The organism is Synechococcus sp. CBW1006, from assembly GCF_015840525.1.
Lineage (GTDB): Bacteria > Cyanobacteriota > Cyanobacteriia > PCC-6307 > Cyanobiaceae > CBW1002.
On record NZ_CP060396.1, the window covers coordinates 2,263,462 to 2,280,851 of the forward strand.

Consider the following 17,390-nt stretch of genomic DNA (forward strand, 5'->3'; position numbering starts at 1 on the left):
GAGCCGAGGCCGCGGCGCCAACCCTCCGAATCGTCATGGGTAGCCTGCGGGGATCGAGCCGGATGGGATGGCCGCTTGAGCAGAGCCCACCATCGCCCGCCGCCCCGCTGGTGGGACTCCCTCTTGATCGGGCTCACCAGCATGGTGATCGGGACTGTCCTGGCGCGGTTCATCCTGGCGATGGCTGAGCAGGCTCGCCGTAGCGGCAATCTCGAGCAGGCCTTCGACAGCACCGTGATGCTGTTCTCCCCGGCCATCTTCCTGCTGGCCGGCGCGGGGCTGATCAGCCGCGGCCTGCTGGGTCTCTCGAGTGCGCTGTTGCAACGTCGGCCGCGCCATCGGTCCCAGTCCGAGCCCCCGCCTTCCTCCGGCCCTCCGACATCCTCCCTCCATGCTGAAGCCGATCCCCAGCGCGCCCAGCCGGGCCATGATCGTTACCGACGAGCCTGCGCCGAACTTGGTGTCCTTCCAGGCAGCTCCTGGCCCTTGATCCGGGCCACCTGGCGCCGCAAGCTGCAGGAGTGGCACCCTGATCAGGGAGGTGATCCTGAGCTCTGGTATCGCCGGCTGGCGGCCTACACGCTGCTGGAGGCCTGGGAACGATTCGAGGAAGACAGCCCAGACCAGATTCCGAAAGTGTGACCGTCGGCGTTTGCTGATCAGGCGCTGTACACCTTGCGGGCGGGGATCGGGTAGGGGATGCGACGGTGTCGCATCCGTTTCCAGACCCGTACAAAGGCGCGCACCAGCAGCTCCAGATCGGCCTGTCCCAGTCCGCTGCGGGCCAGCTGCCCGTCGTGGCGGCGCGCTTCGATGATCCGCCTCACCATTGCGCCCGCCTCCTGCTCCGAGGTGCCAGGGGGAAGAGATCGCAACGCCGCCTCGCATCCATCAGCGAGCATGAGAATGGCGGTTTCAGGGCTGCGCGGAGCCGGCCCCCGGTAGCGGAAGGCGGATTCCGGAACAGATGGATCCCGCTCTCGCGCCTGGTAGAAAAAATATCCCATCTTTAAGGTGCCCTGGTGCTCGGGAATGAAGTCCGCCAGGGGGCTGGGCAGGCGATAGCGGCGGGCAAGCTTCAGACCTTCATCCACATGGGCCTGAAGGATCTCAGCACTGCGGAAGGGGTCATTGAGGCCGTCGTGGGGATTCTCCCCGTCTCCCTGATTCTCGATGAACCACTGCGGAGCATGCAGTTTGCCCACATCGTGATACAGAGCACCTGTGCGGATCAGGTCCACATCCGCCCGGATGGCCCGAGCACCCTCCTCTGCCAGGCCGGCAATCATCAGGGTGTGTTCGAAGGTGCCGGGTGCCTCACAGGAGAGACGACGCAGCAGGGGCCGCTCCAGATCGGCCAGTTCCAGCAGTCGCGCCCGAGTCAGCAACCCGAAGGAGCTCTCCACCAGCGGAGCCAGGAGCACGCCAGCCATCACCAGGCCACCCATCAGCAATGCTTCACTCAGCAGCTGGGCGGCGTCTGGCAACCGGCCATCCGTGACTCCCGTCAGCCCGGCCAGCTGCACCAGCAGCCATTGCAGCACCAGGGCGGCGGTGGGAAGCAACACCGCCAGCTGCAGCAGCTGCGCACGGTTGCGCTGGCGGCTGGCCACGATCGCCGCCGCCGCCGCGATCGCCGCCGCCAGCAAGACCCGCACGTTCAACAACGCATCAAGTGGAAGCGGCCAGAGCAGGGAGGCCCCCGCAAGCCATGCCAGCCCCGCCACAGTGCCTAAGCCCTCGGCCAGCAGCAGGGTGGGCGGCACCAGCAGGGCCATCGGGCTGGCGGCCGGACCCAGCCACAGCTTGAAGGCCTGAACCCCCAGCAGCATCCCCAGCACCAGCAGCGCATGACGCGGTTCGGCCCGGGCCCGCCAACGCCGCAGAACAAGGAGGATGACCCCACAGGTGGCCATGGCCTCGGTCACGTGCTGCAACCAGGCCAACGGCCTCGGTTGGCGGCTCACCAACCCGAAGTAATCGAGCACGTCGTAAGCCTGCGAGCTGATCGCCTCTCCCTGACGGATGATCAGATCACCACGCTTCACGGCGATCGTGGGAACACCTTGCTGGGTCACCAGATCTTCAATGCGGCGCTGGGTGAGAGCCGCATCGGTGCGAAGATTGCTGTAACCAGCCACAGATTCCGAGACCAGCCGCGCAGCCAGCCGGCGGCCCGTACTCGGCAAACCCTCGAAGTGAAGGCCAGCAGCACTGGCGAGCTGGCTATCGGCCACGCTCGCAACCAGGCCCTGGCTCAGCATGCGGGCCTGCACCTGGCGCACCTGCTTGATCCAGTCAGTCCATTGGGTCGGGGTGAGCGATTCGAGCCACGCCTGCTCGTCTGGACTGAGGGTCTGGGCGCCAAGGCGCTGTTGCGGAGAGGTGATCGAGATCTGAAGGCGACGCAGCTCCTGCTCCAGGCGGTCTTTCAGTTCACGAGTCGCCCGATCATCCACCACCTGCACATGGCTGCGGGGCACCAGCTGACTGCGGCGCAGCTCCAGCTCCTCGCTGTCGACCACGGTGGCATCTCGGGGAGCCTGGGCCGTGAACGGGGCCGGAAATCCAGGCTGAAGACTGGGTTGGGTGAGCCAGGGCCAGCTGGTGATCAGCGCCACCAGAACGCACATCAGCAGGACACCCGCTGTGGCCTGCAGGCTCCAGGTGGCCAGAGGCTGTCGAGGGCATTCCAGGCGCACGAATCGTCGCCACAGAGTCCTGGCACGACGCTGTCGAATCCCCATGGACAACACGCTAGCGAGGGCACTGCTGAGGCGGAACAACCCAGGCAAGCTGGATGGCGAGATGCCTCGGATGTGCATGGCCACCCGTCTGGACGGACGCCTTCTGGCCCAGGAGATCGAGCAGCGCCTGGCCGACGTGATCGCCGAGCGGCTGGAGCGGGCCGGCAGGCCGCCGGGGCTGGCGGTGTTGCGGGTGGGCGACGATCCCGCCAGCGGCGTCTATGTGGCTAACAAGGAGAAGGCCTGCGGCCGTGTGGGCATCCGCAGCTTCCTGACCCACCTGGCGGCCGGCACCCCCGCTGCGGAAGTGCTGGCCGCGATTCGGCAGCTCAACGCCGATTCCTGCGTGGACGGGATCCTGCTGCAGTTGCCCCTGCCGGCCGACATGAGCGAGGGGCCCCTTCTGGCAGCGATCGATCCCGAGAAGGACGCCGACGGCCTGCACACGCTCAATCTCGGCCGGCTTCTCAAGGGCGAGCCTGGTCCGCGCAGCTGCACCCCCGCCGGCGTGATGGCCCTGCTGGCTCGGTCTCAGGTGGAGCTGCGCGGCAAGCGGGCGGTGGTGGTGGGCCGCAGCATCCTGGTGGGTCAACCGATGGCGCTGATGCTCCAGGCGGCAGATGCCACCGTGAGCGTGGCCCACTCCCGCACCAGCGACCTGGCGGCCCTGACCCGCCAGGCGGATGTGCTGGTGGTGGCGGCAGGCCGGCCGCGGATGATCGGGGCGGAGCACGTCAAGCCCGGGGCGGTGGTGGTGGATGTCGGTATCCATCGCCTCGATCCCGATCCGTCGGCTGGTCCTCAGGCCCGTTCCAAGCTCTGCGGAGACGTGCGCTTCGAAGAGGTGGAGCCGATCGCCAGCGCGATCACGCCGGTACCCGGCGGTGTGGGCCCGATGACCGTGACCCTGTTGCTGGTCAACACCGTGACCAGCTGGTGCCAGCGCTGCGGCCTCGATCAGCCCCTGGCCGACCTGCTGCCCTGAGGCGAGGACTGCGCACTGTTGCGATCACACGCGCTGCAGGAGCCCAGACGTGGCGACAGGGCTGTGGCCTGAGAGAATCGCCGCCAGTGCGCAGCAACCCATGGCCGTGGCGGTGAGCACGGAGTTTGATTTCGCCGCCTATCTGGAGGCAGCTCGCCACAGGGTCGAGGCGGCCCTGGATGGGTCGCTGGGGCCGGAGCATCCAGAGAGCCTGCGGGATGCGATGCGGTATTCGCTGCTGGCCGGTGGCAAACGGCTCCGGCCGATCCTCTGCCTGGCGGCCTGCGATCTGGCCGGCGGTACGAGTGATCTGGCCCTGCCCACGGCGGTGGCGCTGGAGATGATCCACACCATGTCGCTGATCCATGACGATCTCCCCGCCATGGACAACGACGACCTGCGGCGGGGCCGCCCCACCAATCACAAGGTCTATGGCGAGGCCAATGCCATCCTCGCCGGTGATGCCCTGCTCACCCGGGCCTTCGAGATGGTGGCCCTGCGCAGCCCCGGTGTTCCTGCCGCCCAGTTGCTGGCGGTGGTGGGCGAGCTGAGCCTGGCGGCCGGGGCCCCGGGCCTGGTGGGCGGCCAGGTGGTGGACCTGGAATGCGAAGGCAAGCAGGTGGATCTCGACACGCTCGAGTACATCCATCTCCACAAGACCGGGGCCCTGCTGCGTGCCTGCGTCCTGACCGGCGCCCTGATCGCTGGCGCTCCGGAACCGTTGCTGGAGGCCCTGCGCACCTACGCCCGCGGCATCGGACTGGCCTTCCAGATCATCGACGACATCCTGGATGTGACGGCCAGCAGCGAGGTGCTCGGCAAGACCGCCGGCAAGGATCTCACCGCCGACAAGACCACCTACCCCAAGCTGCTGGGGCTGGAGGAATCCCGCAAGCGGGCCGATGCCCTGGTCAGCGAGGCCAAGGCCGCCCTCGAGCCCTGGCGTGACAAGGCGGCGCCACTGCTGGCCCTGGCCGACTACATCACCAGTCGCGATCGATGAGTGCAGCCCACGATCCGAACGTGGCGACGGCCTTCTTCTCCAACGGTGTGCTGGCCTGGGGACTGGCTGCCTGCGGCACCGCCCAGCTCTCGAAGCTGGTGATCGAACTGGTGGTCCACCGCCGCTGGCGGCCCGCCGTACTGGTGGAGACCGGTGGAATGCCCTCCAGCCATTCGGCGCTGATGACCGGCACCACCGCCGCCATCGGTTGGCAGCTCGGCTTTGCCGATCCCCTCTTTGCCCTGGCGTCTGCCCTCTGCTTCGTGGTGCTCTACGACGCCAGCGGCGTGCGCCGCGCCGCCGGGCAGATCGCCAGCCGGGTCAATGGGCTGCCCGATCACCTCTGGCTGGAGCGGGATGGGGGGGGCGTTGATGTCAATGTTGCCATCAAGCCGCTCAAGGAAAACCTCGGCCATACCCGACTCGAGGTGCTGGCCGGCAGCGTCATGGGTCCGGCCGTGGCCCTGCCCGGCCTCAGCCTGGTGGGCTCTCCGCTCGATCTTGCGGCGTGGATCGCTGATGCCCTGAGCGGCGCCGCCAGCCTGGGTTGAGCAGAGCCTCCCGCAGCTCGGCCGCAGCAGCACCCGCAGACAACGGCGAGGGGCTCACCGCCGATCAGCACCAGGCCCTGACCGCCTTCGCCACCTGGCTGGAGGCCCCCGCCGACGGCACCCCCTTCGTGCTGCAGGGCTTCGCCGGTACCGGCAAGACCTTCCTGTCGATGCGGTTTCTGGCGCTGGCGGAGGCCGCCTGCCTCTGCTGGACCGTGGTGGCGCCGACCCACAAGGCCGTGGGGGTGCTGCGTCACCATCTGCAGCGGCAGGGCCTGCAGCCCACCTGGTATCCCTCCACGATCCACCGGTTGCTGCGCCTGAAACTGCGGCGGGAGCGGGATCTGGAACGCTGCGAGGAAACGGAGCAGACCGCCGCCGCCCTTGAATCGCTGGGGCTGGTGCTGGTCGACGAGGCCTCGATGGTGGATGGCACCTTGCTGGAGATCACCCTGCGCTGTGCCCATCCGTTCCGCACCCGGTTGGTGTTCGTGGGCGATCCGGCCCAGCTGCCGCCGGTGGGGGAGCCGAGCAGTCCGGTGTTCGCGATCGGGCGGGCCCAGGGAGCGGCCCTGCAGCAGGTGGTGCGCCATCAGGGACCGGTGCTGCGCCTGGCCGAGGGGGTGCGGCTCGGAGCCCTGCCCTGTCGCCAGCCGCCACCCCTGCGGCCCCTGTGCAGCCCCCAGGGACAGGTGGCGTTGCTGGACCGGCGCGCCTGGCTCACGGCCGCCCAGGCGGCGCTGCAAGGCTCCGCCGCAACGGCCGACCCCGATCAGGTCCGGATCCTCTGCTACACCAACCGGCGGCTGGAGCAACTGGTGCCGATCGCCCGCCGAGCCCTGCACGGAAGCATGGCCGATCAGCTGCCGGTGCTCCCCGGTGAGGTGCTGATCAGTCGCACCGCCGTGATGGCACCGGCCTGCCGCGAGGGGGCGGAGGCGGCAGAGGAGCCCGACATGGTGCTGGGCTCCAACCGCGAGCTGGTGGTGCAGGACGTGCAGCCCGAGCGCTGCGATCTGCGCGACTTCGGCGTCGAGGAGGCACCCTTGATCGACACCCTGACGGCTGCGGTGGAAGCGGGTGAAACCCAGCTGCAGCTGCGCCTGCTGCCGCCGATCGGCTCCTCCGGCCGTGGGGCCCTCGAGGCGGTGCTGACCAAGCTGCGCCAGGAGGCGCGCGAGGCCGGCCGCAAGGGCGGCAAGGCGCTCTGGCGGCGGTTCTTTCTGTTGCGCGATGCCTTTGCCTCCCTGGGGCCGGCGGCCGTGCTCACGGTCCATCGCAGCCAGGGCAGCACCTTCGGCGAGGTGTTCGTCGATGGGGATGTCTTCTGGCCCCAGGATGAACGGCTGCGGCGTCAGCTCATTTATGTCGCGGTGAGTCGGGCCGCTGAGTCGGTCTCCCTGGCTGCGGGTCCAGGCAACCCCGCCGAGCAGGAGCAGTGGCGACGCTGGCTCGAGGGGGGATGACGTCTCCTGCAGACGTCGCAACCTGGAGGGGTTGCAACCTGCAGATGTTGCTCAGCTCATCGGCAGCAGCAGGCCGTCAATGCCCTGCCAACCGAGATAGCCAGCCAACAGAAGGCTGACCCCCGCCACGATCAGTTCGCCCCGTTCAAACAGCCAGGTCTTGGCCCGCTTCAGCAGCGGCAGCACACGATCACTGCCCAGCAGCAGCACGGCGGCAAAGGGCACCAGCAGCAGCACGGTGCTGGCAAGGCTGAACAGCACGGTGATCAGCGCTTCCTGGCCCCGGCCCAGGCCAGAAGCCAGCAGGCTGCCGGCCGTCTTTGCATAGAGGAACAGGTCTTCGGGGCTGATCACCTGCAGCACGCCACTCAGTCCCAGCAACAGCGGCAGAGGCATGGCGCAGAAACGGTCCAGCTGGCTGGTCCAGCTGGGGGGCTGATCACCGGCGGCGCTGCGGCCCAGCAGTTCGCGCAGGCCCAGGGCCAGCAGGGCTCCGGCTCCGAGCAGATCGAGGCCGGTTCGATGGACCGAGCCCTTCTCCATGCCCAGCAGCAGGCCGTGCCCGATGGTCACCAGCAGAGTCACGGTGAGCACGGAGGTGAACAGCCAGCCCGCCACGAACCAGCCGCCCCGCCGCAGGGGGTGTGGACCGAGCAGCAGCAGGAACAGCAGCCCGAGATGGACCGGAGAGAACCCCACCGCCAGTGCGAAGGCGCCGAGCTCGCCCAGCAGGGCGGCGGGCAACGAAACGGACGATGCGGCGTTAGCAAGGATGGACATGGGTCGGTCGCTGCCTTCAGGGCCACTGCACCGGGGCATTCCAGCGCAGGATCACCCGTTGCTCCCGTTCCTGACCGAGCACACCGATACAGGCCGTGTCCAGCGCCAGCACGGAACCGCCGGCCGCGCCCAGCCCCAGCCAGGTGCCGGCAAGGCTGCGCAGGAGATGGCCGTGGGCGAAGAGGGCCACCCGCGTGGGGGCAGCGGCAGGCCCGGGGTTCGCTCCAGCGGAGATCGGCGCTGCCGCCAGAGCAACGGCCTGGGCGATCACCCGCCGGCAACGCTGCTCCACGGCCTCCAGGGTTTCCCCCTCAGGGCAGGGATGGCTCCAGACCGTCCAGCCCGGAACGGAACGGCGGATCTCGGCGGTGGTGATCCCCTCATAGGCGCCGTAATCCCACTCCTGAAGGTCGTCGCAGGGGCTGGCCTGTCCGGCCAGACCGGCCAGCTCGCAGGTGCGCAAGGCCCGTTGCAAGGGGCTCACCAGCACCGCCGTGAAGCGATAGCGAGCCAGAAGCGGTTCCAGGGCACGGGCTTCCTCCTCCCCTTCCGGCAGCAGGGGCAGATCGGTTCGGCCGGTGTGGCGGCCGCTGCGAGCCCAGGCGGTGGCGCCATGACGCAGCAACCACAGTTCCAGAGGCGCAGCAGCGGGCAAGGAGGAGCCTGTGGATGTCGCCTTGGTGGAGTCGATCAGGAGCGCACCTCAAACCAGTCTTCGCCGGTGACCGGGATCTGGCTGGTCACCACCCGGTTGACGCGGGCATGGAGCGGGCCCTTGTCACACCAGAGTCTGAAGTCATTGAGCTGGCTGAGCTGGCCTTCCGCTTCAATCTCCACCGTGCCATCGGGTCGGTTCCGCACCCAGCCAGCCAGACCCAGGCCCACCGCAGCGCGGCGACAGGCCTCGCGGTAGCCGACCCCCTGCACCACACCCTGGGCAATCAGGCGCCAGCGCATCAGGGGTGAGGCCGTGGGCGGCTCCCGGCGGCTCACGAAACTGGACGAAGTGTCAGGGGCGCGGCGCGGACGGCTGCGGCGGCCAGGCGTCTCGGTATCTTCGGGCAACCAGCCCAGTGGAGATGCAGCCAGGAAGCGTGCATCGTGCCGCTCGTCCATCCCTCCGCCCTCCGCGGATTTCCCCAGCCTTCAAGCTGCCACAGCCGGTCGCAGCTGGCTACGTCGCGCGACATTTCGGGATCATCTGTGAGCTGCCAGCGATGGAATTCATGGCCCACCAGCCGCTCTCCGCGGCGCACCAGCAGCCCGTCCCGTTCCCCCACGGCCTCCCGATAGCCGAGGCTGAGGCTGCCGCGACGGGCCGAGAAGGGCAGCAGCCCCGCCATCCCATGGCGGCGACCCTGCTGGTCTTCCAGAGAGCGGCCCAGCAGCAACAGTCCGCCGCACTCCGCCACAAGGGGCACACCGGCGGCCGCGGCCTGCCTCAAGGCGCCGAGGCTGCGGTGAGCGGCCGCCAGCGCCGGGGCGTGCAGCTCCGGATAGCCACCGGGCAGCACCACAGCGCGGCAGCCGGCTGGCAGGGGCTCATCCGCCAACGGGCTCCAGGCCCGAGCCTCCAGGCCGAGGGCCCCCAGCAGTTCGGTGGCTTCCGGATAGCGGAAATGGAAGGCGGCATCGCTGGCGATCGCCAGCGGCAGGGGGGCGCCCTTGAGAGCGTCCCCTGCAGAGTCAGTGGCCACCGGCGTGAGGCACCAGCGGATAGGATCCTGCTGCTGGGGCAGGGCAGCCGGCGGTGAAAGCAGCGGCCAGAGCCGCTCCAGGTCGAGATGGTGCTCCGCCAGCGCGGCCCAGGCCGCTTCCCGCGCGTCCAGGTCGTTGACTTCCTGCGGTGGCAGCAATCCCAGATGACGGGAGGGAAGCTCCAGGGCGGGCGACACCGGCAGAATCCCCAGCAGGGGCACGGCGACGGCATCGAGGGCCTCCCGCAGCAGGGCACGATGCCGGTCGCTGGCGACGCGGTTCAGCACCACCCCGGCCAGCCGCACCGGCGGTGGCCCGTGATCCCGGAAGCCCCGCACCAGAGCTGCGATCGAACCAGCCTGCCGCGAGGCTTCCACCACCAGCACCACCGGCAGATCCAGCAGGTCGGCCACCTCGGCTGAACTGCCCGCACTGGTGGGGCCGCGGCCATCGAACAGGCCCATGACCCCTTCCACCAGGCAGAGGTCGGCCCGGCTGCCATGCCAGTGGAAACTGCGGCGCACCCACTCGGGGCCACACAGCAGGGTGTCGAGGTTGCGGCAGGGCTGGCCGCTGACACGAGTCAGCAACTGCGGGTCGAGGTAGTCAGGCCCCACCTTGAAGGGCTGAATCCGCAGGCCCCGCCGCCGGGCCAGTGCTGCCAGGGAGAGGCTGAGCAGGGTCTTGCCGCTGCCGCTGGAGGGGGCGGCGATCAGGCAGGCCATGGGGTTGGGATGTCCGGCCCCGGGCCGGTTGCTCAGTCGGGCAGCAGCTTGGCAGCCAGAGGGGCGGCAGCGGCCAGCAGGGGGTTGGTGCTGTCGTGACCGCCGGACAGCAGGCGGGCCACCTCCATCTCCTCGCTTTCCGAGGGCACCGGCACCACCTCCTCAGCCAGCTCCATGCTGGCCACACCGCCGGCCTCGAGCCGCATGCAGCCACCGGATTCCGAGCAGAGAATCACGCACAGAGGTGGTCGGCCGATCGGTTCGCAGATCAGGCGCAGACCCACCAGGCTGCCCGGGTGGGTCTTGGGCACGCCCACCGGTACGGGCATCTGGCGGAAGCGCACCGCCACCCCATCGGTGCGCACAAAGTCAGCGCCGATCCCCTCGCCGAGGTCATCGCCTCCCACCCGGTAGCTGCTTTCGAGGTGCCAGCCGAGTCGATCGGCGATCCAGGCGGCTAGCAGCAACCCCTTCACCGGATGGGTTCCTTCCACGTCGATGTCGAGCTGCACCACATGGTTGAGCGCATCCCGGCGACTGGGGGGATCGAACACCATTGCCAGCGATTCGCGCCAGCTGCGCAGCCGCAGCCAGTTGAGATCATTGAGTGCCTGGCCGGCCTCGATCCGCTCCTCCAACACATCGAGGCAGCGCCGCGGCCGCCCCATTGAGCTGTCCACGATCAGCCGCCGTGCCACCGGTGCCAGGGATTCGAGCATCTCGGGGGCTTCGTCGAGGTAGCCGTTCCACCACACCCAGCAGGGCAGATCACTTCCCACCAGCGGGTTGACCAGATCCAGGCCCTGCTGCAGGGCGGCCATGCCACCGCGCAACACCACCACATCGCCGCAGGCCGGTCGGGTGCCGCCATCTTCAGGCAAGGGGCAGTAGGCCGCCACCAGGGTCTCCAGGGCTTCGGCCGGCTCCAGGGTGGGAGCCAGGGTGATCAGTCGACGGGGCATGTGGGCGCTGATCGCCCCATCCACATGGCGGCCGCGCAGATCGTTGGCCTTGCGATCGCCGGGCTGCTGGCCGAGGGACCAGGCCAGATCCGGCGCCAGCGGGGCCGTGCTGGGCGGCAGGCCGCAGTCGGGTACGGCGGCGACGGCCTCACGCACCAGGTCGTCACTGAGCAGGCCGGTGATCGGGCCATCGAGGCGGCCGGTGCGGATCAGGTGCTGCTCCAGCCAGGCCGGATCCCAGACCAGCAGGGTGAAGGTGGCGGCGCCGCTGGAGCCCTCGAGGTTGTGGGTCCAGAGGCGTTCCAGGTAAGGAGTCACCTCGGAGGGAGGTAGTTCCAGGGGCGCCTGAAGGGTGAGCTGGGTGGACATGGTGAACAGACGGAGGGCGCGGGATCTGAAGCGTTGGGGGTTGGTCTGGAGACTTCAGGGACGGCGCCAGGCCAGCTCGTCGTCGGCCAGCAGGCTGTCGGCTGCGGCGGGTCCCCAGGTGCGGGCTTCGTAGGGATGCACCGGCAACTGCCAGGGGGCTTCTTCGATCAGCTCCAGCAGGGGTGTGTAGAGGCGCCAGGCGGCCTCCACCTCGTCGCTGCGGGTGAACAGGGTGGCGTCGCCCAGCATGGCGTCGGCCAGCAGGCGCACATAGCCCTCGTCGGAGGGTTCTCCGAATGACTCGTCGTAAGAGAAGCCCATATCCACCGGACGGCTGCGCATGCCTGAGCCCGGTGCCTTCACCTCGAAGCGGAACTCGGCCCCCTCATCGGGCTGAATGCGCAGGATCAGCTGGTTGGGGGTGGGGGCACCCCCAGCCGCATCGAAGAGGTGAACCGGTGCCTGGCGGAAGGTGAGCACCACTTCCGAGAGGCGTTTGGGCAGCCGTTTGCCGGTGCGGAGGTAAAAAGGGACCCCCTGCCAGCGCCAGTTGTTGATGAACAGCTTCATGGCCACATAGGTCTCGGTGGTGCTGTTCGGATTCACTCCCGGTTCCTGGCGATAGCCGCTCAGGGGCCTGGTGGCGCTGCCACCAGCGGCGTACTGGCCGCGGACGCAACACTTCCAGGGTTCTGCCTCATTGGCCAGCTGGGCGGCCTGAAGCACCTTGGCTTTCTCGTTGCGCATCGCCTCGGGATCGAAGCGACCCGGCGGCTCCATGGTGGTGAGCGCCAGCATCTGGGTGAGGTGGTTCTGCACCATGTCCCGCAGGGCACCCGAGGTTTCGTAGTAACCGGCCCGTTCTTCCACGCCCACGGTTTCGGCGGCGGTGATCTGGACGTTGTCGATGTAGTTGCGGTTCCAGATCGGCTCGAAGATCGTGTTGGCGAAGCGCAGAACAAGGATGTTCTGGACCGTTTCCTTACCGAGGTAGTGGTCGATCCGGAAGACCTGGCGCTCCTTGGCACAGGCCTGCACGATGCGGTTGAGCTCCTGGGCGCTGCCGTAATCACGGCCGAAGGGCTTCTCGATCACCACCCGGCTGCGCTGCGGATCCTCGAGCAGGCCAGCCGCCGCCAGGGCACGGCAGCCACTGCCGTAGTGGGCAGGCGAGACCGAGAGGTAGAAGGTGCGGTTGCCACGGGTGGCCCGTTGCCGATCGATCTGATCGAGACGCTGGCCAAGGCGCACCACGTCGGCGGGCTGCTCCAGATCCACAGGCTCGTAGAACAGGCCGGAGGCGAACTGGGCCCAGGCCTGCTGGTGCTGTTCCACATCCTCGGCCAGGGCCTCCGCCATGCGGCTGCGAAATTCCTCGTCGCTCCAGGGACGGCGGGCACAACCCAGCACGGCAAATTCGCTGGGCAGGCGGCGCTGGCGGAACAGCTCGAACAGAGCCGGGATCAGCTTGCGGTGGGTGAGATCCCCGCTCGCCCCGAAGATCACCAGACATTGCGGCGGGATCACCCGCTCCTGACGGAGCCCGACCCGGAGCGGATTGGTGAGGGTGACGGTCATCGCGTGGGATCCAGGCGCCTGTTCCCTCCTGTTTAACGAGGGCGGGGCTCCATCGCTGGAGCGCATCGGTTTTCGGCGGCTTCTGTCGGGAATCCCTGATCATGGCCGCGCCTGTCGCTTCACAATCCGCGCAGGTTCCGGCCGCTCAGGCATGACCCGTGCTCACAACACGCATGGGCCGCAAACAACAACCACAAAGAATGGCCTCAAACAGAGATAAAATGCTGGCCATAAAAAAAGTCCGCCAAAGGCGGACTTGTCAGTTCTGAAGGCCTGATTGATTTGGGTCAAACGATTCTTGACGTTCGAAGCAGATCTGCGGATCAATCCGGTCTCGTTCAGTAGGTCTCGACGTGCCAGCGCTCGGCCTTCTTGAGCTGGGGACGCAGCTCAGACCAGTTGATTCCCTTGGCCGAGGCAGCGGCGGTCATGGCCTCGTCGATGCCGGGTTCCATGCCGCGCAGACCGCACATGTAGACGTGCGTCTTGGGATCTTCGATCATGGTGAAGATCTCATCGGCATGCTCGAGCACCCGATCCTGGATGTACATCCGGCCGCCCTTGGCATTCTGCTGCTCACGGCTGATCGCCTTGGTGTAGCGGAAGTTGTCGGGATACTGGCTCAGATAGTGCTCGAAGTCGGCGTCATACAGCAGGTTGGGGGTCTTGGGGACTCCCATGAACAACCAGGCCTTGCCCCGGAAGTTCCAGCCGTTCTTCTCGCGCTCGGTCGGTTCGAACATGCGACGCAGATAGGCCCGCATCGGAGCGATGCCGGTTCCGGTGGCCAACATGATCACGTTCGCCTCTTCATCCTGGGGAAGAAGCATCTCCTTACCCACCGGGCCGGTGATCTTCACCTTGGCGCCCGGTTCGATATCGCAGAGGAAGGTGGAGCAGACGCCGTTGATGGTCTCACCGTCCTTTTCGTACTGCAGCTGACGCACGCACAGCGACACGGTGTGGCCCGCCATGTTGTCGCCATGGCGGGTGCTGGCGATCGAATAGAGGCGCAGCTTGTGGGGCTTGCCGTTGGCGTCGCTGCCGTCGGGAATGATGCCGATGCTCTGGCCTTCCACGTAGTGGAGCTGGGGATCACCGCCGGCCAGATCAAACGTGATGTGGTTCACTCGGCCGATGGCGCCTTCCGCCAGGAGGCTGTAGTTCTCGGTGACAGTGCCGACGAAAGGGGATTTCGGCTTGTAGAGGTTGACCGGCACGGCGGCGTGGCTCGGAGCTGCTTTCACGGATTTGGGTGCTGGGGATGGGGCCTCGGGGGCAGGAGCGGCAGCCGGAGCCGGCTCAGCCTGGGTGGCTCCCTGGTCGGCGGGAACAACGGCCGTGATGCGTCCACCCTGCTGGGCGATGGTCTGGACCAGGGCCTGCATCCGGTTGTAGGGGACGGTGAAACGACGCTCCCCCTGGCGCTGCCGGCCCACCCCAAAGCCTTGGACCACAACGGTGAACATCCGCCCATCGGACTGAGTGGCAGCGCTGGTGGAGACACGCATTCGAGCTCAGTCCTCTCAAAAATCGGTTTGATCATAGAGAATCTGTGCCTGCCACTCCCAATCGCGGTTAGGGTTGCAGCTTCCAGGCCGATCCCACTCCAGAGTGCTCGGCTGGCGCCAACCCTCCCCACGAACCGTTCTGGTGCAGCCCTTGGCCACCGTTTCCGTTCCCGTCTCCCTCTCCCGCGCCCTGCAACTCCCCTCCAGCGAACCCAGTTGCAGACTCGACACCATCCAGCAGGAGATGGAGCGTCTTCCCCAAGGGACCAGGCGGCTCGCGGTCCAGTTGCGTCTTGATCTGGATCCTGGCTGGCTCTGGACCGTTCTCACCGATTACGAAGGGCTCTGCCGCTTCATCCCCAACCTGGCCGTCTCGCGGCTGCTCTGGCGCCGAGGCTGCACTGTGGGTCTGGAGCAGATCGGGACCCAGCAGTTCTGCGGTCTGCGTTTCAGCGCGGCGGTGGAGCTGGAGCTTCAGGAGCGTCAGCCTGAGGGGCGTCTGGATTTTCGAATGGTGCGTGGCGATTTCCGTCGCTTCGAGGGGGCATGGATCGTGGACCGGGATTCCTCCGGCACCTCCCTGCTGTACGAATTGCTGGTGCAAGGCAAACCCGGCATGCCGATCGGCCTGATCGAGCAGCGTCTGCGCGACGATCTCGCCGCCAATCTGCGTGGAGTCCAGCAGGAGGCCCTCAGGCGAGCAGCCCTGCAGGCCTGAGTCAACGGTTCTGCCCCTGAATCCGCGCCACTGCAGAAAGCCTGCAACGTGGCAAACCAAATCTGGCTCAGAAGGAAGATGCCAGATTGGAATGCAGAACGTCTGAGCACAAAAAAAGCGGCTTTTATGCCGCTGATCTTGCATACCCCCAAGGGGATTCGAACCCCTGTCGCCTCCGTGAAAGGGAGGTGTCCTAGGCCTCTAGACGATGGGGGCATGGACTCGGTGGGAACGGTTAGATGCCGCCTCGCCGATGGAGAGAACCTACGGTTCGGACGGACCCTTCGTCAAGCTGAAACGCCGGGCCGCAATCCCTTTGCCGAGGGTGTCTAGCTGGAAGGGTTAGGCGAACGCACCTGGCCATTCCAGACAGGAACGGTGACATGGAAACAGGCTCCACGCTCGGGCTCCGAGACCACCCAGATGCGGCCACCATGCACTTCAGCGATGCGGCGGCACACCGCCAGCCCAACCCCATAGCCGGATGTGCTGCCGGAGGTCTGGGGTAGGCGCACCCTGTCCTGGAAGATCCGTTCCTGCTCGTCGTCGGGGATGCCAGGGCCGCTGTCGCAGACGATCACCTCCACCCACTGGCTGGTGCGGTGCCAGAGGCGAAAACTGACGCGGCCTCCACCGGGTGTGTACTTGAAGGCGTTCTCCAGCAGGTTGAGGAACACCTGGCGCATGCGGCGTGGATCGGCAAACACATCCGGCAAGTCACCGGGGATGTCGGTGACCAGTTCCACTTCCCGGCCCACCCAGAGCTTCTCGAGTTCAAGGATGGCCTCCGCTGCCACATGACCCAGGGCGAGGCGCTGGGGATTGAACAGGGCTTCCCAGCGGGTGGTGCCCACCTCGAGCAATTCCTTGGAGAGAGACTCCATGTCGTCGAAACGTCGACGCAAGACGTCCCGAAAGCGGATCTCATCGATCTGGCCGAGGCAGTGGCTCTGCAGCGCCAGTTTGGCCACCGTGAGCGGGGTTCGCAGCTCGTGGGCCACCATCCGCAGCAGCTTTTCCTGGCCTTCCAGGCGTTCAATCAGGGTCTCGTTCTCCTGCCTCATCACCAGGAGCTGATCTTCCAGAAGCTGCTCGCGCGGTGTACGGCCACTGTCGACCAGGGGGGTCTCAAGCCCGACGGCCAGGGTGGCCGCGACCTCAGCCTGTTGCCAGCGCGGCACCCAGTTGCGCAGCTGCTGGGTGAGGGTGTTGCCAGCAAACACCTGCTTCGGAGCAGGCTCAAGTTTCACCAGGGCGGGTGTGGCCACCAGACGGTGCAGCTCCAGCAGCTCCGGATGCAGCACCGGATCCACGACCTCCAATCGCAGGTCCGCGGTGCAGTCCTCGCTTTTGAGATAGCGCATCAGGCTGCGCAGATCGGGTCCGGCCAGGTGCTGACGCGTGGCCACCAGCAGGAGTCTCAGCCCCCTGACAGGCGCTTCGGGGCCGTGATCTTCCGCAGCGGAGGGTGGCCACTGGTGGGGTGGCGAACCGGCATGGTCAGCAGTGTCGCGCAAGCGTTCGCCGCTTACGGGGGCATTCAGCACAGGTTCCGCCGCCACAGCCGCGCCTCCCAGGCAGCAGAGTCCACCCTATGCCGGGTGGCCAATCTGGCAGAACCCGTCTAGACCGTGGCGAGGGGAGGGCAGGCCCGATCCAGACCTCCAAACCGAGCTCCATTCATGCATCCTCTGATCGGCAGAAGGATTCCCGTCTCGGAGGGGGGCATGCCCGCACCGATTCACCGCAGCCGCATCCAGCTCGACAGCAGCCTGCGGCGCTGGTTCCACCGCAACCTGGGGCTGTGGCGGTCGCGGCGCACGCTCTACTTTCCCGACGACGAGATCCTGCAGCTCGATATCCAGCTGCGCATCGAGGAGATCAGCCCCTCGATCGAGGGCGAGACCGCCTACCGCTTCACCTGGTGGTCGGAGCACGCCGAGGGCCTGATCGAGCGCAAGCCTGGCTACCAGCGTGCGGGCTCAATCACCGCCCACCTCTGTGGGCACCAGTTGCAAGGGTCCTGCGGCTACCCGTTCAGGTCTCCCACTGAATCCCAGCTCCGCCAGGTGGACGAGCATGAACTCATCCTGAAATCCATCGACGAGGGCTGGCAGATCCTCGATCACATCCGCCTGGTGGATCAGGATCGTTTCCGGGCCCGCTCGATCTATGCCTGGTTGGACGGCAGCCTCCACCTGGTGGAGACCCATCACGATTCCCGTCTGCCAAGCGACACGCTTGCGGCTGTCCCGTCCGACTGACGGCCCAGGAACGATGCAGCAGCATGGAGGCTC

The 17,390-nt window shown here is 67.2% G+C and carries 16 protein-coding genes and 1 tRNA gene; 7 read left to right on the plus strand and 10 right to left on the minus strand.

The genetic code is table 11. The features are described from left to right. The first annotated feature begins 75 nt into the window (after positions 1–75). The gene (locus tag H8F26_RS10900) at positions 76–642 is read left to right on the plus strand and encodes a hypothetical protein (protein ID WP_197153951.1); all 567 of its coding nucleotides are present in this window, start codon (positions 76–78) and stop codon (positions 640–642) included. 17 nt (positions 643–659) lie between these two features. On the opposite strand, the gene H8F26_RS10905 is transcribed toward H8F26_RS10900, so the two are convergent. Next, the gene (locus H8F26_RS10905; RefSeq protein ID WP_197153952.1) at positions 660–2,747 is read right to left on the minus strand and encodes an HDIG domain-containing metalloprotein; all 2,088 of its coding nucleotides are present in this window, start codon (positions 2,745–2,747) and stop codon (positions 660–662) included. Positions 2,748–2,823: 76 nt separating this feature from the next. Here H8F26_RS10905 and folD point away from each other — a divergent pair, with 76 nt between their 5' ends. The 4 genes from folD to H8F26_RS10925 all read left to right on the plus strand — a co-directional run bounded on the left by folD (position 2,824) and on the right by H8F26_RS10925 (position 6,752). After that, entirely contained in the window at positions 2,824–3,732 is a 909-nt protein-coding gene (folD, locus tag H8F26_RS10910) for a bifunctional methylenetetrahydrofolate dehydrogenase/methenyltetrahydrofolate cyclohydrolase FolD (RefSeq protein ID WP_197153953.1), read from the plus strand. A 100-nt stretch (positions 3,733–3,832) separates the two neighbouring features. After that, positions 3,833–4,735 (plus strand): geranylgeranyl diphosphate synthase CrtE, encoded by a 903-nt coding sequence (crtE, locus tag H8F26_RS10915; protein ID WP_197159146.1) that lies wholly within the window; start codon positions 3,833–3,835, stop codon positions 4,733–4,735. Then, positions 4,732–5,286, plus strand: a complete 555-nt coding sequence (locus tag H8F26_RS10920; RefSeq protein ID WP_197153954.1) for a divergent PAP2 family protein — start codon at positions 4,732–4,734, stop codon at positions 5,284–5,286. The genes crtE and H8F26_RS10920 overlap by 4 nt, the downstream gene beginning before the upstream one ends. Continuing rightward, positions 5,283–6,752: an AAA family ATPase gene (locus tag H8F26_RS10925; RefSeq protein ID WP_197153955.1), complete on the plus strand. Its 1,470-nt coding sequence runs from the start codon at positions 5,283–5,285 to the stop codon at positions 6,750–6,752. Before H8F26_RS10920 ends, H8F26_RS10925 begins: the two co-directional genes overlap by 4 nt. A gap of 51 nt (positions 6,753–6,803) precedes the next feature. On the opposite strand, the gene H8F26_RS10930 is transcribed toward H8F26_RS10925, so the two are convergent. The 7 genes from H8F26_RS10930 to H8F26_RS10960 form a co-directional block, all read right to left on the minus strand. Beyond that, complete coding sequence (locus H8F26_RS10930; RefSeq protein ID WP_197153956.1) at positions 6,804–7,532, minus strand: GAP family protein; 729 nt, start codon at positions 7,530–7,532, stop codon at positions 6,804–6,806. A 16-nt stretch (positions 7,533–7,548) separates the two neighbouring features. Beyond that, positions 7,549–8,187 carry a histidine phosphatase family protein gene (locus tag H8F26_RS10935; RefSeq protein WP_231605140.1) on the minus strand — a complete coding sequence of 213 codons (639 nt, stop codon included), beginning with the start codon at positions 8,185–8,187 and terminating at the stop codon, positions 7,549–7,551. A gap of 35 nt (positions 8,188–8,222) precedes the next feature. Next, a complete protein-coding gene (locus tag H8F26_RS10940; RefSeq protein WP_231597765.1) occupies positions 8,223–8,525 on the minus strand; it encodes an acylphosphatase in 303 nt (100 codons plus the stop codon). Then, a complete protein-coding gene (locus tag H8F26_RS10945) occupies positions 8,522–9,955 on the minus strand; it encodes a cobyrinate a,c-diamide synthase (protein WP_197153957.1) in 1,434 nt (477 codons plus the stop codon). Before H8F26_RS10945 ends, H8F26_RS10940 begins: the two co-directional genes overlap by 4 nt. A 32-nt stretch (positions 9,956–9,987) precedes the next feature. Next, the gene (locus tag H8F26_RS10950) at positions 9,988–11,286 is read right to left on the minus strand and encodes a glucose-6-phosphate dehydrogenase assembly protein OpcA (RefSeq protein ID WP_197153958.1); all 1,299 of its coding nucleotides are present in this window, start codon (positions 11,284–11,286) and stop codon (positions 9,988–9,990) included. A gap of 54 nt (positions 11,287–11,340) precedes the next feature. Beyond that, positions 11,341–12,864 carry a glucose-6-phosphate dehydrogenase gene (gene zwf, locus H8F26_RS10955; RefSeq protein ID WP_197153959.1) on the minus strand — a complete coding sequence of 508 codons (1,524 nt, stop codon included), beginning with the start codon at positions 12,862–12,864 and terminating at the stop codon, positions 11,341–11,343. Between the two features lie 338 nt (positions 12,865–13,202). Beyond that, the gene (locus H8F26_RS10960; RefSeq protein ID WP_197153960.1) at positions 13,203–14,375 is read right to left on the minus strand and encodes a phycobilisome linker polypeptide; all 1,173 of its coding nucleotides are present in this window, start codon (positions 14,373–14,375) and stop codon (positions 13,203–13,205) included. A 244-nt stretch (positions 14,376–14,619) separates the two neighbouring features. On the opposite strand from H8F26_RS10960, the gene H8F26_RS10965 reads away from it, so the two are divergent. Beyond that, positions 14,620–15,093: an SRPBCC family protein gene (locus H8F26_RS10965; RefSeq protein ID WP_197159149.1), complete on the plus strand. Its 474-nt coding sequence runs from the start codon at positions 14,620–14,622 to the stop codon at positions 15,091–15,093. Positions 15,094–15,236: 143 nt separating this feature from the next. On the opposite strand, the gene H8F26_RS10970 is transcribed toward H8F26_RS10965, so the two are convergent. Both H8F26_RS10970 and H8F26_RS10975 read right to left on the minus strand, forming a co-directional pair. Continuing rightward, positions 15,237–15,309: transfer RNA gene (locus H8F26_RS10970), tRNA-Glu, on the minus strand. 113 nt (positions 15,310–15,422) lie between these two features. Next, complete coding sequence (locus H8F26_RS10975; protein ID WP_231598277.1) at positions 15,423–16,517, minus strand: histidine kinase; 1,095 nt, start codon at positions 16,515–16,517, stop codon at positions 15,423–15,425. 303 nt (positions 16,518–16,820) lie between these two features. Here H8F26_RS10975 and H8F26_RS10980 point away from each other — a divergent pair, with 303 nt between their 5' ends. After that, a complete protein-coding gene (locus H8F26_RS10980; RefSeq protein ID WP_197153962.1) occupies positions 16,821–17,357 on the plus strand; it encodes a hypothetical protein in 537 nt (178 codons plus the stop codon). The last annotated feature ends 33 nt before the right edge of the window (positions 17,358–17,390 follow it).

Coding starts and splice junctions, on each gene's coding strand:
- H8F26_RS10905 (WP_197153952.1), bottom strand. CDS start 2,747: ATGGGGATTCGACAGCGTCGTGCCAGGACTCTGTGGCGACGATTCGTG.
- folD (WP_197153953.1), top strand. CDS start 2,824: ATGGCCACCCGTCTGGACGGACGCCTTCTGGCCCAGGAGATCGAGCAG.
- crtE (WP_197159146.1), top strand. CDS start 3,833: ATGGCCGTGGCGGTGAGCACGGAGTTTGATTTCGCCGCCTATCTGGAG.
- H8F26_RS10920 (WP_197153954.1), top strand. CDS start 4,732: ATGAGTGCAGCCCACGATCCGAACGTGGCGACGGCCTTCTTCTCCAAC.
- H8F26_RS10930 (WP_197153956.1), bottom strand. CDS start 7,532: ATGTCCATCCTTGCTAACGCCGCATCGTCCGTTTCGTTGCCCGCCGCC.
- H8F26_RS10945 (WP_197153957.1), bottom strand. CDS start 9,955: ATGGCCTGCCTGATCGCCGCCCCCTCCAGCGGCAGCGGCAAGACCCTG.
- H8F26_RS10950 (WP_197153958.1), bottom strand. CDS start 11,286: ATGTCCACCCAGCTCACCCTTCAGGCGCCCCTGGAACTACCTCCCTCC.
- zwf (WP_197153959.1), bottom strand. CDS start 12,864: ATGACCGTCACCCTCACCAATCCGCTCCGGGTCGGGCTCCGTCAGGAG.
- H8F26_RS10960 (WP_197153960.1), bottom strand. CDS start 14,375: ATGCGTGTCTCCACCAGCGCTGCCACTCAGTCCGATGGGCGGATGTTC.
- H8F26_RS10965 (WP_197159149.1), top strand. CDS start 14,620: ATGGAGCGTCTTCCCCAAGGGACCAGGCGGCTCGCGGTCCAGTTGCGT.
- H8F26_RS10980 (WP_197153962.1), top strand. CDS start 16,821: ATGCCCGCACCGATTCACCGCAGCCGCATCCAGCTCGACAGCAGCCTG.